This is a genomic window from Halococcus qingdaonensis, assembly GCF_024508235.1.
GTDB lineage: Archaea > Halobacteriota > Halobacteria > Halobacteriales > Halococcaceae > Halococcus > Halococcus qingdaonensis.
The window spans coordinates 904,315-920,055 of record NZ_CP101943.1; the positions used below are offsets into that span (position 1 = coordinate 904,315).

Here is a 15,741-nt window from a genome sequence, read left to right on the forward strand (position 1 = left end):
ATGTTCGCCGATCGAGTGTGTGAGACCGATCGTTTTCTCGTTGTGCAGACGTTCTTTATGTCGACCACCCGAACCACGAGACGAATGAGCAACGCACACGTTCGTTCGATTCAGGTTGGGACGCCCGAACCGCACGGCACGGCGGGTGCGACCGATCCGATGGAACAGCCGTGGCGGACAGGGTTCTACAAGGACCCCGTCGATGAAGAGCTGTTCCTCGACGAAACGAACCTCGACGGCGACGAACAGGCGGATCTGAAACATCACGGCGGGCCGGAGAAGGCCGTCTGTGTCTACCCGACCGAACACTACTCTTACTGGGACGACGAACTCGGCCTCGATCTCGGCCCGGCGGCGTTCGGCGAGAACTTCACGATCACCGGACTCACCGAGAACGAAGCTTGTATCGGCGACATCTACGACTTCGGGAAGGCAACGGTGCAGATCACGCAGCCACGGTCGCCGTGCTGGAAGCTCGCTCGTCGCTGGCGGACGAAAGACCTCGCCACTCAGTTCGAGGAAACCGGCTATACGGGCTGGTATCTCCGCGTGTTGGAGACGGGGACGGTCGCTCCCGACCAGTCGATGACGCTGATCGATCGGCCGAATCCCGACTGGTCGGTCGCCCGGGCAACGAAGGTACGCTATCGAATGCCGGACGATCGCGAGCTGGCCAGCGAGCTCGCCGCCATCGACGCGCTCGGCGAGAGCTGGACGGACAAGCTTAGCCATCGGGCCGAAACGGGCGAACAGGTGTACTCGACGGCACGCGTCATCGGGCCGAACGCGGATGCCGATGCCGACCCGGATTCCTCGAACTAGTGAAACAGGTGGCTCGTCAGCAGCTGCGGAACGGATCGGCCATACGTGGGAACAACGGATCCGCGGCGTGGAATCAGTACGTTTCGACGTCGACGCCGAGCGCTCGAAAGTTGCGCACGTTGTCGGTAACGACTGGTTCGTCGTGTGTATCCGCGACGGCCGCAATCATCGGATCGACTTTGCCGATACCGCTGTCACCGTCGGCGTCCGCACGTGCAAGGAGTTCGCCCGCACGTCGAGCAATGGGTGCAGTCTGGTCGACGATCGGGTACATCCGAAGCGCGTTCCGGACGTTTCTGCGCTCGTCTTCATCGCTGAACGCCGCACCGTAGGTGAGCTCCATGACGACTGGCGATGGAACCCGCTGAACGGCCCGTCGTTCAGTGAATCCGACACCCTTCTCGAATGCCGCTTCGACGCCGGCGAACAGATCAATGAGATACGACGTGTCGAGGATCACTCGAACCGTTCCCGGAGATCGCGTTTCGTCTCGACGTCTGCCGGGCGTGTTTCGTCGATCCGATCGCGCATTCGCTCGGCCGTTTCCGTGGACAGGATACCGGCGACGTCATCGGGATGTGGGCCGCCGACGAGCCGGCGAAGCGTCTCCTCCATCGTCTCGTCGTCCCCCTTGTGGGCCGTGATGAACTCGTGAAATTCCTCGGAGATACGGACTGATTTGCTCATCCGTAACCGTATACTTCGGTATACGCGAGTATCAACGTTCGGGTCGACCAGCAACGCTCACCGGTGACAGTACCGTCGTGAAAGCATGGCCTCGGAACTCATAGGGATCGTCATCGCCGGGTGCCGAGTCCGGCTCCGGACGATGGCTCGTCATCGGCCATCGGCTCTTACCCATCCAGTCGAAAAAGCATACCTTTAGCCGATGGTGAACTCGTTGCCACACTCGGCGCAGGTGAACGCGAAGGCACCCTGATCGGTAAGGACGGTGTCGTGGGCGGTTTCCTCGTCACATTCGCGGCAGTGGACGACCGACTCCATCTCGTCGAAATCGTGGCGGGCCTTCGGCGCGCCGAGGGCGAACCCCACCACGCGCTCGTCGGAGTCGTTCTTGCCCATCTGGAACTCGCCGGGTGCGAAGCGGATGAGCTCGCCCGCGGCCACCTCGTGTTCCTCGCGGTCGCGACCCACCTCGAAGGTCGCCGTTCCCTCCTGGACGTGGAACACCTCCTCCTGATCGTGGTGGGCGTGGAGCCCGCCCGAGAAGGACTCGCCGGGTTCGAGTTCGAAGTAGTTCATCGCGAACGAGTCGGTGCCGAGATCGCGTGAGACGGGTTTGCGGACCGAATGCACGCCGAGCGGGTTGTTGACGATATCTACATCCTCGATGCTGACCTTCTCCATAGCGGAACCACCGCGGCGACCGGCAAAAAAGTTCGTCCCCCACCTTTTGCTGCACTCCGACCTTTTTCCACCTCGGGTTCGCCTTCGGCGAACCACTCGGCGCAAAAATGTCGATCAAAAAGCCCCGGGCCTCGCTCCGCTCGGCTCGGTGAACCGCTCGCTCCCTACGGTCGCTCGCGGACGCTACTCTCCGACCGCGTCCTCGACGATCCCGGTTTCGTCGGGTGAACAGCACTGTATTCGTTGACGTTGGCGACGTTGCTAACCCGGAATCCGGTGTCGTCGATCGTCGGGACACCGTCGCTCTGTTTCGAGTATCAACTGCTGTCAACCATAGTATTATGGCGGTTTCAAACGTCTTCTCGTTCCGGGATGACCGCTCAGAGGAGTTCCTCGACCGTCTCGATCGGCGAATGATATCCGGCAATCCGTACCCACTCTGAAAGCCATCGATCGGCGGTTTCCACGTCGAGCTCGTCCCGGTGGACACCATCGGCAAGGATACCGACAGAGCCGGTGAACGAAACATCTCGTTCGCGTGCCAACTCGCGGGCTGCCATGTCGTCCGTAGCGACGACCCCATCGAAGCGGATCGCGGCAGCGAGGGCTTCGGCTTCACCGCTATCGACGCGCTCGGCAAACCGCTCGATCGTCGCCTCGTCGGCTTCGACAACGACGATCTCCTCTCCGAGTCGATCGATTGCACGCTCGACGAACGTGTATCCTTCCGCCTGTCCACGCCGCAACTCCCGTTCGACCGCCGCAACCGTCCGAGGTGTGCAGAATCGAGAACACAACCAGTCGATCGACTCGCTGGCAGCGAAGTTCGAGAGGACGACCGTATCGAAGACGATCGGCAACCCCTCGGCGCTCATTCGTGGTTCCGCAGCGCCCGGAGTTCCTCGCGTGCCCCTTCGACGTCGTGTGGGCCGCCGAGATGGACTTCGAAGCCGAGGTTTTCGAGAACGTCACGCATTCGAAGCCGGGAAACGTCCGCCTGCTCTGCGGCCTGCCCCAGCGTCCACTCTCCGAGAGCGTACATCCCGATCGCCGTCGCAAGTGCCTCGGAATCGCCATCCTCCGACGAGTGCTGGTCCGTGGCCATACCACCCGTTCGAACCGCCGACCCTTCGACCTTCCGCCCGACTTTTTTCCGCACTCCGACCTTTTTCCGCCTCGGGTTCGCCTTCGGCGAACCACTCGGCGCAAAAACGTCGATGAAAAAGAGCCGAGCCTCACTGGCGTTCGGCTCGGTGAACCGCTCGCTCCCTACGGACGCTACTCCCCGACCGCTTCCTCGACGATCTCGATTTCGTCGTCGGTCAGCCCGTACAACTCATACACGATCTCGTCGATCAACGCATCCGTCCGTTCGATCTTCTCGTCGAGCTCCGCGGCACGCTCGCGGGCATCCGTGTAGCGCTCGATGCCACCCGCCACGTCGTCGAGTTTCGGCAGGGTCAGGCTCTCCAGTCGGTCGAGCGGCGAAATCGTCACGGTGGCGTTGTCCCGATAGCCCGCGAAGCCGTCGGCCTCGTCGACCGCGTGGGGCACGAACGCCGCGACGAGATCGGTCTCGGCATCGCTCAGCCCGACGAACTCCATCGCCGGCACGGGATCGAGCGTGGCGTAGCCGTGACTGTTCGTCTCGTACTCGTCGGGATCGGTCGGCTTCACGTAGGGCACCGCTAGCACCCGCAGGCGGTCGCCATCGCACTCATTGTTCATCCAAAATATAAATATTATTATGTGTACTAATCAACGACGGATTCGAGAACCTCACGCAATCGTTCTTCAACTTCCGATGCTTGAAGAATTCGTATCGATCGTTGATCGGCCAAATCACGAGTGTCCTTTGACTTGAGGTCTTGGATTACAAGCAAACCATTCCAGCCCGATCCAAAGAAATCAGTGTCCCGATCGAATACGAACTCTCCATCTTCTCTGAGAAACGCGACATATTCTAACGTCTCTTCAATGCCTCGCTGGATCGTTTCCTCGCGAATTGAATTTTTTATTTCAGTTATCAAGTATTCTCGATGATCTCCCTTCCGAATTTCGAGGACAATCACGTCTGGTCGGTTAGTCCGTCGTTTGACCTCCTCATCCTGAAAATAATGAGTAGTGGCTTCCTTTGCTTCCCGTTTGACCATTTCTGCACGGCTCAACTCAGACCGTGGCGTATCCGTTTCGGCTGTTACGAAACTCAGACCACGATCTTTTCCAGACTGATCATGGTAGAGCACGAGCTCGGCATCGTTGCCCTGCATTCGAGCGATTTCCTGTGAGCCTGACTTGATTGTCTGGATATCGAATTCTTCACTCCAGTATTTTTCAATCGCTCCGATATACTTGAAGAGAACAAATAGCTCGAGGAGAGTTTCGTCATCGTCTGGAGTTATCATTGTTTCGTCAAGAAGACGCCTGATTGCTTCTTCGTTACCGGCAGATGCTTCGTTGTATTCGCGAAAAAGTCGGGCTGCCTCACGATAAACTTCGTTCCGTGATTCTTCTGCTGTACGTAGCATGCGTTCTGTTGGTTCGTATGCGTCTGGTTCACGAATGCGGGCTATATGGACGTTCCTCTCGAAGATATCCCTTAGAACATCAACCAACTCGAGGTTATCTTGCCACCGCTCGGTCACCCATTCGTACTCTTTGTGCAAAGATTCTTCACAATCACAAATATTTTGGTATATAATTGAGAGGATTTTTTTCAGTACGATATTTTCGTCTATATCGTAATTTTCCGTTCTATCCTTACAAACAAACAAGGATGTGTCACTAGGTGCATGCGAGTATCGCTCACGAATAGTCGTTTGCCAGTCGATTCGGCCACTCACCTGTCCGTGTTGTCTCGATGAGATGTTCTTGGTTTGCGTTTTAACACTTCTGAGCCAACCGGGCAGGTTCTCCACGAACCGTACTACATCCGGCCTAAGCACGAAATGCAAGCGCACGAGCGACTCGAAGTCGTCAAATCGTTCGTCGAGACCAGCTGGCCGAATCTCACCAATAAATCTACTTTCGGGAAACGTCCCATGCATCACATAGGCAAGAGCATCCTGCGTGAGTTCACTGAGAAGTTCGCTTCTATTCATTCGTATCGATTTCAACACCGAGTATATCACCAGCGAGTCGTCGCAAAACCGAACCGTTCACCACCCCAGTAGACACGATCCGCTCAACCATCTGTTTCCGGCGTGGAACACCTTCTAGCTGCGGATAGAGATAATTCGATATTGCCTGTGTAAGCGCCCGTTTGCGGGCTTTATGATCATCAGGTGATTGACCGACATGTGACAGGATATCTTTGACAATAGCGGGTCCAATCTTCCTGTCCTGTATTGCGGTGTTGGCTGCATACCACACATCGCTAACGTCCTGAATAGTCTCCTCCGTCGGTGAGAGTCCCCAAACGCTTGCGTACTTCTTCATTAGCGTGGTTCTTTTGTCGCTTGTTTCCGGAATCGTTGGTGCTGGAACGTGAATGAACGAAAAGCGCCGCATGAAGGCGTACGAGAGTTCGTAGAGAGATGTCTTATCATAGCTATTCATCGTAGCGAACAGTCGCCATGACGCAGGCTTCACATACTGGTGCGGTTTTAGCTCCCCCTCAAACTTTTTTCCGGGGTGGATCTCGATTTCTTCACCCTCGGACTTGAATGGCAACTGAACCCCCTGACCGGAAAGAAGCGTAAAAAGCTGCCCGAATGATTTGTCAATGTCAGAGCGATTTATTTCGTCGACGATCAACAGCTCGTTTCGTTGCATACCGTCCTGTTTGAATCGCCTCAATACCTGTCCCGGCTCAAATCTGAGATCACTGTCGCCTTCTTTCGGCATGTAACCGCCAACCGTTTCGAACGTGGACCAGTCGGCGGTTGCGGTCGTCATCTGATAACCCGTGTACTGAGAGTCATACTCATCAGCCAGATACGCACAAACGGATCGCGCGATTTCGGTTTTCCCGGTGCCTGGTGGACCAGTAAGAATAACGTGCTTACCGGTGTTGAGTGCAGAACTAATCTGATTGGTGATCGTACTATCTTGATCTTCTGGGAACTGAAGATCTGAGAGGATTTTTGCAGGAATATCGATAGAAAGTGATTTGTCGACATTGACCTGCGCAGATTTCTCACTGGTATCACTATTGGCAAAGGCCTCGACTGACCCGTACTTTCCGCGAATTCCGCCAGTCCCAATATCGCTCAACGGACGGAACCCCATAGTATAGTCAATGTCGTCTCCAGCGAGTCCGTGAACTACTGACGAGTCAACATTGATTTCGTTCGGTTCGTCGAGATATATGACACAGACCCAGGGTGAACCAGATTCGTAGTTTGGCCATATCTCGCGGCCGAGGTCTGCGTTCTTTTCGGTACCCAGAACCCTTACTGCGTGTGTGTACAGTCCATCGCGATAGAATAAGAGATAATCCCCGCTGGTGACCTTCTTCCACGATCCCTCTACAGTTTCTTTTGTACCCCATACCCTGGTATTCCCGTCCTCAAATGACCGATCTGTGTGAGTAGAGATTCCTTCTGTGCTGACACCATTCAGAACTGTTCGCTGAAAGTTTTCGAGCGCCGCATCACTGCCATATGGTGCCAAGAACACATCGGGACCGCTATAGACCATTGTCGGTAGTTCCCAACTGAAATCTCAACATCTCCTCTGAACCGGTGTGCTATCGAGGTAAACATCGTAGTGGACCGGTTGGCTGGAGGTCAGAAGCGCCGCTGCGTACTCAACGCTTCCCAGCATCGACTCCTCACGAACCCAGCCAACAGCTGGAGCTCACGAAGGGCACCCCCGAGGCCGCGGGCTGGCCTCAGCCCGCGGCCGCGGTGTATGCGTCCGGCACGCCGACACCATTCATCTCGATCTTCCACCGCCGCTCCAACTCTTCTTCCAACGCGTGTCGAATCCAGTCACAGAACACCGAGAACGTGAACTCCTCGGGCAGGTCGCGCCCGCCTCGGCGAGGGCGGGCGACGACCGCCCATCGTAGCACCAACCACAGGTTCTCCAGCAGAAAGCTCACCACCACGAACGCAAACCGCACGATCGGATCTTGCGTCGACGTTACCGCTCGTGCACTCCGAAACAGACGGTAGCTCGATTCGATCGCTGACCGCTTTCGGTAGCAGTGTTCGACCTGTGTAGGCGTGCGATCGCCCAGATCGCACGCCGCGTACCCTCGGACCACTTCACCATGCTTGCCGCGATCGCCGTTCTGATACGAGACAGAGACTGCGAGCGGGAAGCGCAGTTCCCGCTCGCTGTCCTTGTACATCCGGTAGGTCGTCATGTACGATTTGTGCGTCTCAAGCTTCTCTTCGAGCCGGTCGCCTTTCTCGGCGACCGGCACGACAGTCGCGGCGATCTCTCGTGAGCGGCGGATGACGCGCTCGTTGTAGAAGCCCGAATCAGCCAGTAGCAGCTCGATCTCGAAGGGATAGGCCTCGACGCGGTCGAGGACGCGCTCGACCGCGTCGGCCTGCTTCTCGTCGCTGCGGACGTACGTCATCGCGAGCGTGATCGGTTTCCCGTTCGAGACGAGGTAAGCAGTGCAGTATCGGTGGCAGGTCGTGGTACCGTCTTTGGGGCTCATTCGACAGAGTTCGCCTACCTCGTCGCTGTAGGTGCCGTGATAGGGGTTATCGACGAAATCGATGGAGACGATCCTCGACCGGTCAGGGTCGAGGATCGTCATAGCCAACTGCATGAACAGGAGGTTAGCGGCGAATTCGAGCCAGCCTCGATCGAGCGTGTGGAGCCACTCGAAGACAGTATCGTCACAGGGAGCCTCGTGATTCTCGGCACAGACCTCTCGAATGGAGCTCTGATTGGTGCTGGCAAGGATAACGACGGACCAGATGTCGCCAGGATCGAGGGGCGAGCCCTCGATCCCTGGCAAGGGAAGCTCTCCGATCACATCCGCCGCTACACCTTTGACATCCCACGCCGAAAGGAAGCCGTCTGGTTGCGGTAATTCTAACACATTCACCCAACCAGACATCTTCTGCAATCAGACCGACGCTTTAGCTCCGCCTCTCAACTCGATTGGGAACTACCGATTGTTACTGCTTCCATATACGACGACATAAAGCTGAATGTCTGAAGCAAGAGTTCAAGTCGGAAAGCAGGGCCATGCCATCACATGTATATGCGCAAAACGGAGGAGAAACGCTGTCCGTTTTGCGACTCTGAACTTCTGTACGGGGTGAAAGAAGAACCAGATGTGTGGAAGGTATTTTTCGAGTGTACTGATGTCGGGTGTGGACGAGAATACAGAGGAGAAGGCATTCCTCGTTCTATAGTTGATAACGTCGATGAAGTGTACGAGCGTGCAAAAAGGCTACAATACAAACAAGACATAGCTGACGATAACCAATTTCGCGGTTCAATCCATTATAGCGCCTGAAACGTACCATTCCCATTCTCGACCGCCGGACGGTATATACTCCTCCACGACGAACGCTAACTATGCCCGTCCCAGGCTACGACCCGGAGGACCTCGACGCCCAGCTCGAAGCGAGCGCCGGCGAGGACGAGCTCCGCGCACGCATGACCGACGAGGAGTTCCGGCGGTACGAGGAGGGCGAACACCTGATCGATCTGCTCGACGAGGACGAGATCGACGAGCTCCTGGACGAGTCGTAGCCGACCCATCCGAACGGTTTTGTCGCCGACCGTCCATCAAACTCCGTGGACTACACGACACTCGGCGCGACCGGCCTGACGGTCTCGGAACTCTGCTTCGGCACGTGGCGCTTCGGCAAGCGCACCGGCGACGTGCTCGAAACCGACGAGGAGCAGGCCCACGAACTGCTCGATCGCGCGGCCGATCACGGTATCAACTTCATCGACACCGCGAACGTCTACGGCGATCCCTCGGGCACCGCCGAGGAGTACATCGGCAACTGGCTCGACGACCGCGATCGCAACGACTACGTGCTCGCCTCGAAGGTCTACTTCGACTACGGCGACGGCCCGAACGAGAGCGGGCTCGGTCGCAAACACATCCGTACGCAGATCGAGGGCACCCTCGACAGGCTCGGCACCGACTATCTCGACCTCTACTACATCCACCGCTTCGACGAGAACACCCCGATCCGTGAGACCCTCAGAACCCTGAACGACCTCGTGCGCAAGGGGAAGGTCAACTACCTCGGCGCGAGCACGATGGCCGGCTGGCAGCTCACGAAGGCGCTCTGGCAGTCCGACGTCGAGAACCTCGAACGGTTCGACGTCACCCAGCCGCTCTTTCACGCCGCCTACTACGAGGACGTCGAGGAGTATCTGGAGGTCTGTGCCGACCAGGACCTCGCCGTCTGCCCGTACTCGCCGCTCGCCGGTGGCTTCCTCACGGGCAAGTACGAGCGCGCCGGCGAGGGCGTCCACGACGTCGAGTCGCCCGACGGCTCGCGGGGCACCTTCGACGAGTTCTTCGACGACTACTACGTCTCCGAGCGCGGCTGGGACGTACTCGATACGGTCCGCGAGATCGCCAACGAGCTCGACGCCAGCCCGCCACAGGTCGCGCTGCGCTGGCTGATCGAACGGAACGAGTTCACCTGCGTGCCGATCGTCGGCGCGCGCACGACCGACCAGCTCGACGAGAACGTCGGTGCGGTCGACATCTCCCTCTCGGACGATCAGCGCGGGCGCATCGACGCCGCACGCGAAGGCGAACAGTAACTCAGCCGTCGGTCGCGTTCGGCGCTTGTCCGGTTTCGAGACCGTCCTCTTCGGGCACGGTCTCCGTCTCGTCGAAGGGTGTCCCCGTTTCTTCGGGCGGTGCCTGGCCCGTTTCGAGCGCCTCGCCTTCGGTCGCCCCACCGCCGGATCCGGCTGCCGCGTCCGTTCCGGAGTCGCCGCTACCGCTATCGATACCCTCGCCATCGCCGCTTCCGTTACCGCCATCAGTACCCGAACAACCCGCGAGCACGGCGAATCCGGCGGTGCTCGCCGTGGCAAGCCCCGCGAGGTACGATCGTCGATCCATATCGTTCATCCGGATCAGGAGAGCGAACAAAAGCGTTCTGCGTCGTGACGATCCGGCCGTGGCGTTTAGTGCGCACGTCGCCTACCGCCGTCGATGGCGTCCGACGATTATCGCGACATCCGTTCGATCGCCGTCCATCGGGAGGACGTCGTGACGGCCCTCGAAGCAAATCGGCGGGGCGATTCGGGGGCGGTGCTGCGGGTGACGCCGCCGTTCAGCGGGCGGATGCGTGCTCGTCTCCACATCGAGAACGCGGACGAGTACGACGCGACGCCGGCACCGATCCACATCCTACCATCGCAACTCGTCGCCGATCCGCTCTCCTATCCGACGCCGGATGCGACCGAGGAACGACTGCGGAACGATGCTGACGCCGAGTACACCGTCGAGCGCCACCACGAGCGCCACGCGGCAGCGGTGGCGGACTGGCGCGAGAGCGTCGCTGACGCTATCGCCGATTCGGTGGCGCTCGACGGCGCGTTCGGCACCCATCGGGTTGCCGTTGCGGCGCTCGGTTAGTCGCCACGTTTTATCCGTCGGCCCGCGGAGGACGGAGCATGACCGACGAACCGTCGATACTCAGCCACGAGGAGCGCGCGGTCGCGGCCGCGCTCGCGGCGGGCACCGACCCGGTGACGATCGCCGACGAGCGCGACAGCTCCGTCACGGAGATCGAGGCCGCCATCGATCGCATCCGCGAGAAGACCGAGCGCGCGTTCGCCACGCTCGCCGAAAGCCCCTTCACGAGCGATCTCGCGGCCGATCTCGATGCCGACCGCCGTATCGAACTCCGTGCCGCGCTCGACGATACCTGACTGCACTTGTCGTCGATTTTCACTCGTTGGAGAGAGCAGCGCGGAGCCGTGGGAGTTCGGCGGCGATGGCGCGGCGTTTCAGGAGGACGAACCCGGCGAAGATGATCACGAAGCCGACGACGGTGACGGCGTCGATGACCTCGCCGAGGAAGAGCGCACCCGTAATCGCTGCGAACACCGGTGCGACGTAGGAGACGAGGTTGATCTCGACCGGGCCGAGACGGGAGAGTAGATCGAAGTAGATGAGAAAGCCGATCGCGCTCGCGCCGACCGAGAGATAGACGAGCGCCGCGACGCCGGGCACCGCGATCTCGACGCCCGCGAGCGATTCGGCCGAGAACGCGCTCGCGGCGTGTAACACGACGGCACCGATCACCATCGACCAGGCCTCCATCGTCGGTGCGGGCAGCGACGCGGCAACCCGCTCCGTGAAGACGCTGCCGAGCGCGAAGGAGACGGCCGCCGCGAAGACGAACGCCTTCGGGACGAGATCGCCACCGAGGAGGCTCTCGGGCGTCGGCCGCGTCAAAACGGCGACGCCGATCAGTCCGAGGAGGATACCGACGACACCGACCGCCGAGAGGCGCTCGCTCGGGAGGAACGCACGGGCGAACGCCGGCGTCAACACCGGCGAGAGGCTGACGATGACCGCCGCGACGGCGCTCGTGGTGTTCTGCTCACCGATGAACAACAGCGCGTGATAGCCCGCGATGATGAACACGCCGCCGACGGCGACGAGCAGCCATTCTTTCGTACCCTGTGGCCGCAGGCGATCGGTCGCGACGGCCGCGTAGCCGAGCATGATGACGGCGGCGAGATCGAAGCGAAACGCCGCGAACAGAACCGGCGGGAAATAGGACAGTCCGGCCTTGATAGCCATGAACGCGGTGCCCCACAGCCCTGCGAGAACGACGAACGCGACGAAATTGCGGTAGCGCATGGCCGATCTCCGATTGGCCGTCGTCTGAACGTTTCGCTCTCGGCACGTGCCGCCGTATCGCTTAAGTCACGAGGGTGCCAATCCGTTTCATGGCCGCTTACGGTCGGCCGACATTACGTGATCTCTTCGATGACTCGCCCACCCCGCACATCGCCCATCCGCCGCGAACCCACCACCGTGGGTTCTACGTCGCCACCGACGGCTCCTTTCGAGCTACGGGCGGCGGTCTCGGTGTCGTCATCGAAACCCGCGACGGCGAGCGCGTCGCCCGGATCGCCCTGCCGGATCACGCGCCGGACAACAACGTCGCCGAATACCGCGCGCTCCACCTCGGACTCGACGTACTCGCCGCCAGAGCGCCGCGCGATGCCCGCATCGGCGTGCTCGTCGACCACGACGTACTCGCCGCCAACGCCAACCGAACGCTGCTCGCCACCGACGACGGCTGGCGTCCCGACGACCCCCTCCCGGTGCCCGAACGCTCCAGCAACCACTGGCGCGGCATCCAGGCACGCCTGCACGGGTTCGCCGACTGCCGAGTCGCACGCATCCGGAGCGGCGAAAACCCCGCCCATCCGCTCGCAAACGCCCCACAGCAGTACAGCCACGTCAACGACGAAGCGGACCGCTGCGTGCTTCCAACCGCCGTCGATACCGACGAGCTGATCCCGCCACCCTCGCGCGCCGATCGCCCCGCGAGTGACTAAAACCCACTTTTTTAGACGGGGGCATCGCGCGCTCGTTTCACTCGCGCGCTCAACCCCCGACCAAAAACCTGGACTAAAAAGAACCGCTCGCGCCTGCGGCGCTCGCGGCGAACCGCGCTCACTGCGTTCGCGCGGACGTATCACCACTGCCTCCGCACCCGCCAACCGCACAGCACCGCCGAAGCCCTCGGGACACGCTCACTTCGTTCGCTGCTCGCTCGGCTCCGCCTCGCTCGTGCCCCTCGCCCTTCATCCACCAGGAGAGAATCTCTCCTGAGCCTCGGCTCGCGTCGCTCGCCGAGACGGCAGGACCGCACCGCGACCGCGCCGCGGCCGGCGGCCGCGTGCTTCAGCAATCGCCATCGGCCATCATTTATCCGTCGGCGATCGTAGCCGGTCCATGAACGAAACGCGCCGCGCGGTGCTCGACGCCATCACCGACGAGGCGGTGTCCGGACCCGATCTCGCGGCCCGCCTCGACGTCTCGCGCGCGGCAGTCTGGAAACATATCGAGGCGCTGCGCGAGGCGGGCTTCACGATCGAGAGCGACGGCGGCTATCGGTTGATCGAGATTCCCGACTACGGAGGTCCAGCGATCGAATTCGATCTCGATGCCCCGTTCACGGTCGAGTATCACGACAGTCTACCGAGCACGAACGCTCGCGCGCGCGAACTCGCCTCCGAGGGCGAAACGGACGTCGCGGTGATCGCGAACGAACAGACCGGCGGCCGCGGTCGACTCGACCGGGCGTGGCGCTCGCCGCCCGGCGGCATCTGGTTGAGCGTGCTCTGTCGACCCGATCTGCCGCCGGCCCACGCTCCCGTGCTGACGCTCGCGGCGGCGGTCGCGGTCACAGAAATCGCCCGAGAGCACGGCGTCAATGCGGGTATCAAGTGGCCGAACGACGTGCTCGTCGGGGACGAAGAAACGAAACTCGCGGGCATCCTCACCGAGATGGAGGGCGAGGCCGATCGTGTCTCGTGGGTCGTCGTCGGTATCGGCATCAACGTCGATCCAGCGGGACTCCCTGAAGATGCGACCGGATTGTGTGCCCACGTCGACGACATCGACCGGCGCGCGTTCGTTCAGGACCTCCTGGAACGGTTCGCTGCGCTCCGTGCGGATCCGGAGGGAGCGCTTGCGGCATGGCGTGAGCACGCACTCACGCTCGATCGACGGGTGCGCGTCACGATCGGTGACGAGACGATCGTCGGGATGGCACGCGACGTGGAGTTTCCGGGGACGCTCGTCGTCGCGACCGACGACGGACCGGTGCGCGTGCACGCCGGCGACTGTGATCACCTGCGTCCCGCCTAAGAATCGGTATCGGCGTCAGCACCGGCATCAGCATCGGTATCGGTATCAGCATCGGCATCGTCGACGTTCGAACGCTTCGGCACGCGGACGGTGAGAACGGGGGCTTCCGAGGTACGGACGACGCGCTCGGCGACGCTTCCCAGGAGGAGACGATCGATGCCACCGCGGCCGTGCGTGCCCATCACGATGAGATCACAGTCGCTCTCGTCGGCGTAGTCGACGATCTCGGCGCTCGGGCGGCCATCGAGTAGGACGCGTTCGGTGAGGCGATCGCCCGCGTGCTCTGCGGCCCGATCGAGCGCCGCCTCGCCCTGCTCGTTCATCATCGCGTCCAGCCCGCCGATGGCGGTATCGCCCGGTAGCCCGGTGTAACCTGCCGTGTTGATGACGTACAGCGCGTGGAGTTCGGCATCGTGCGCCGCGGCGAGGGCGGTGGCATGCTCCAGGACGGTGTCGACCTCCGGCGAGCCGTCGGTCGGCACGAGAATGCGCTCGTACATACGTCAGCGTTCGCACCAGTTCGTGTTAACTGTTGGCACCGGGATCGGCAGGGAGCACCATCCGTTCGACATCGCTCACGCCCGCCCGACGGACCACTGCCCGTACCGGATCGCGTGCGCCGGCGAGATTATGAGAGTCACTGTCAAGTACGCACAACCGCGCTGTGTTGCCCGTCTCGATGGCCACGTCCATGTCGAGGAGTGCCGCGCCGTTGATCGTCGCCATCCGCAGGATCTCGTGGGCCGAGAGGTCGGTGAGTTTCGCGGTGAACTCCATCTCGCGGAACATCGAGGCGCTGTTGAGCATCGCGTTGTCGGTCCCGAGCGCCACGGTCGTGTGCTCGGCGAGCTCGGCGATTGGCGGGAGGCCGACACCGGTCACGAGGTTCGAGCGGGGGCAGACGACGACCGGCCAGCCCTCCTCGTCGAGCCGGTCGAGATGGTCCGATTGGGCGTAGACCATGTGGACGAGGAAGTCGGGATCGAGTTCGAACGCCGCGTCGATGTCGTCGGCATCGCGCTCGCCGGCGTGGATGCCAAACAGTTTTTCTGCCTCGCGTGTCGCCTCGCGCTCGTCGGCGAAGTCGGCGTCGCGTGCGCCGCTCGCGCCGAACCCGTCGCTGGCATCCATCGCCGCGATCGACTCGCGGCCGAGCACCGTCGCGTCGACGGGCACGTCGGCAAGCGCGTCCTCGATCGCGCGCACACCGTCGACGCCACCCTCGCGGAACTCGCAGAAGGCGGCCGTCCCACCGTCGTGCATGAACTGGATCGTGCGCTCCATCGCGGCGACGAGCTCCTCGTGGCTCGCCGCCCTGAGCAGGCGGTGTTTCAGCCCGTCGGGGGGTGCGACGAGTTCGTCGAGGCTCAGTCCGCCGCCGGCCTCCTTGGCGATCGAGTCGCCGATGTGGGTGTGGGCGTTGACGAATGCCGGCGAGACGATCCGGTCGGCGTCGGTCGCGGTCTCCTCGATGGCTTCGATGCGGCCGTCCTCGACGACGATGCGCCCCTCGATCGGCTCGAACTCGTGGCCCCTGAGTATCGTGCCCTCGATTTCCATGTCCGCGTTCGGTCGGCGTTCATCTTGAATCGTACTGTCGTTGGCGCTCAAATTTTCACCATTGTGGTCGGCGCGCGCTCGTGCTCGTGTGCGAACGAAGTGAGCATCGAGCGCGAACACTGCGCGAGGGATGAGCGAACGAGCGTAGCGAGTGAGCGAGTCGGTTGGGGAGGAATGTGGTCGTCGTGGTGCGGTAG

Annotated in this window: 19 protein-coding genes and 1 pseudogene; 7 read left to right on the forward strand and 13 right to left on the reverse strand. The window is 61.1% G+C overall.

Annotated features, from left to right (window positions below; all coding sequences use genetic code 11):
* The first annotated feature begins 84 nt into the window (after positions 1-84).
* Positions 85-822 (forward strand): MOSC domain-containing protein, encoded by a 738-nt coding sequence (locus tag NO363_RS04800; protein ID WP_256687256.1) that lies wholly within the window; start codon positions 85-87, stop codon positions 820-822.
* A gap of 73 nt (positions 823-895) precedes the next feature.
* On the opposite strand, the gene NO363_RS04805 is transcribed toward NO363_RS04800, so the two are convergent.
* From NO363_RS04805 to NO363_RS04845, 9 genes and pseudogenes are all read right to left on the reverse strand, one after another.
* Positions 896-1,282, reverse strand: coding sequence for a PIN domain-containing protein (locus tag NO363_RS04805; RefSeq protein WP_256687257.1), 387 nt, complete (start codon positions 1,280-1,282; stop codon positions 896-898).
* Positions 1,279-1,509 (reverse strand): hypothetical protein, encoded by a 231-nt coding sequence (locus tag NO363_RS04810; protein ID WP_256687259.1) that lies wholly within the window; start codon positions 1,507-1,509, stop codon positions 1,279-1,281. Before NO363_RS04810 ends, NO363_RS04805 begins: the two co-directional genes overlap by 4 nt.
* 195 nt (positions 1,510-1,704) lie before the next feature.
* Positions 1,705-2,190 (reverse strand): cupin domain-containing protein, encoded by a 486-nt coding sequence (locus NO363_RS04815; RefSeq protein WP_256687261.1) that lies wholly within the window; start codon positions 2,188-2,190, stop codon positions 1,705-1,707.
* Between the two features lie 380 nt (positions 2,191-2,570).
* Positions 2,571-3,065: a PIN domain-containing protein gene (locus tag NO363_RS04820; RefSeq protein ID WP_256687262.1), complete on the reverse strand. Its 495-nt coding sequence runs from the start codon at positions 3,063-3,065 to the stop codon at positions 2,571-2,573.
* Positions 3,062-3,295 carry a DUF7317 family protein gene (locus NO363_RS04825; protein ID WP_256687263.1) on the reverse strand — a complete coding sequence of 78 codons (234 nt, stop codon included), beginning with the start codon at positions 3,293-3,295 and terminating at the stop codon, positions 3,062-3,064. Before NO363_RS04825 ends, NO363_RS04820 begins: the two co-directional genes overlap by 4 nt.
* A gap of 173 nt (positions 3,296-3,468) precedes the next feature.
* Positions 3,469-3,894 (reverse strand): annotated as a pseudogene (locus tag NO363_RS04830) (restriction endonuclease); the annotation flags it as partial.
* 50 nt (positions 3,895-3,944) lie between these two features.
* Positions 3,945-5,291, reverse strand: coding sequence for a hypothetical protein (locus tag NO363_RS04835; protein ID WP_256687266.1), 1,347 nt, complete (start codon positions 5,289-5,291; stop codon positions 3,945-3,947).
* Positions 5,284-6,831, reverse strand: a complete 1,548-nt coding sequence (locus NO363_RS04840) for an AAA family ATPase (RefSeq protein WP_256687268.1) — start codon at positions 6,829-6,831, stop codon at positions 5,284-5,286. The genes NO363_RS04835 and NO363_RS04840 overlap by 8 nt, the downstream gene beginning before the upstream one ends.
* 193 nt (positions 6,832-7,024) lie before the next feature.
* Positions 7,025-8,197 (reverse strand): ISH3 family transposase, encoded by a 1,173-nt coding sequence (locus tag NO363_RS04845; RefSeq protein WP_256685615.1) that lies wholly within the window; start codon positions 8,195-8,197, stop codon positions 7,025-7,027.
* A gap of 485 nt (positions 8,198-8,682) precedes the next feature.
* Between NO363_RS04845 and NO363_RS04850 the strand changes: the two genes are divergently transcribed.
* Entirely contained in the window at positions 8,683-8,859 is a 177-nt protein-coding gene (locus NO363_RS04850; RefSeq protein ID WP_256687270.1) for a DUF8027 family protein, read from the forward strand.
* Between the two features lie 45 nt (positions 8,860-8,904).
* Positions 8,905-9,897 carry an aldo/keto reductase gene (locus NO363_RS04855; RefSeq protein WP_256687271.1) on the forward strand — a complete coding sequence of 331 codons (993 nt, stop codon included), beginning with the start codon at positions 8,905-8,907 and terminating at the stop codon, positions 9,895-9,897.
* A 1-nt stretch (position 9,898) separates the two neighbouring features.
* Here NO363_RS04855 and NO363_RS04860 read toward each other — a convergent pair whose 3' ends face one another.
* Positions 9,899-10,204: a hypothetical protein gene (locus tag NO363_RS04860; RefSeq protein ID WP_256687272.1), complete on the reverse strand. Its 306-nt coding sequence runs from the start codon at positions 10,202-10,204 to the stop codon at positions 9,899-9,901.
* A gap of 93 nt (positions 10,205-10,297) precedes the next feature.
* Between NO363_RS04860 and NO363_RS04865 the strand changes: the two genes are divergently transcribed.
* Both NO363_RS04865 and NO363_RS04870 read left to right on the forward strand, forming a co-directional pair.
* Entirely contained in the window at positions 10,298-10,723 is a 426-nt protein-coding gene (locus tag NO363_RS04865) for a DUF8009 family protein (protein WP_256687274.1), read from the forward strand.
* A gap of 38 nt (positions 10,724-10,761) precedes the next feature.
* A complete protein-coding gene (locus NO363_RS04870) occupies positions 10,762-11,019 on the forward strand; it encodes a hypothetical protein (RefSeq protein WP_256687275.1) in 258 nt (85 codons plus the stop codon).
* Positions 11,020-11,038: 19 nt separating this feature from the next.
* Here the strand turns inward: NO363_RS04870 and NO363_RS04875 are convergent, their stop codons facing one another.
* Positions 11,039-11,959, reverse strand: coding sequence for a DMT family transporter (locus NO363_RS04875; protein ID WP_256687277.1), 921 nt, complete (start codon positions 11,957-11,959; stop codon positions 11,039-11,041).
* Positions 11,960-12,048: 89 nt separating this feature from the next.
* Here NO363_RS04875 and NO363_RS04880 point away from each other — a divergent pair, with 89 nt between their 5' ends.
* Positions 12,049-12,666, forward strand: a complete 618-nt coding sequence (locus tag NO363_RS04880; RefSeq protein ID WP_256687279.1) for a ribonuclease H family protein — start codon at positions 12,049-12,051, stop codon at positions 12,664-12,666.
* A 400-nt stretch (positions 12,667-13,066) separates the two neighbouring features.
* Positions 13,067-13,984, forward strand: coding sequence for a biotin--[acetyl-CoA-carboxylase] ligase (locus tag NO363_RS04885; protein WP_256687281.1), 918 nt, complete (start codon positions 13,067-13,069; stop codon positions 13,982-13,984).
* Here NO363_RS04885 and NO363_RS04890 read toward each other — a convergent pair.
* Both NO363_RS04890 and NO363_RS04895 read right to left on the reverse strand, forming a co-directional pair.
* The gene (locus tag NO363_RS04890; RefSeq protein ID WP_256687283.1) at positions 13,981-14,484 is read right to left on the reverse strand and encodes a universal stress protein; all 504 of its coding nucleotides are present in this window, start codon (positions 14,482-14,484) and stop codon (positions 13,981-13,983) included. The two genes, NO363_RS04885 and NO363_RS04890, sit on opposite strands and share 4 nt — an antisense overlap.
* Positions 14,485-14,509: 25 nt before the next feature.
* The gene (locus NO363_RS04895; RefSeq protein ID WP_256687285.1) at positions 14,510-15,544 is read right to left on the reverse strand and encodes an amidohydrolase family protein; all 1,035 of its coding nucleotides are present in this window, start codon (positions 15,542-15,544) and stop codon (positions 14,510-14,512) included.
* Positions 15,545-15,741 lie beyond the last annotated feature (197 nt).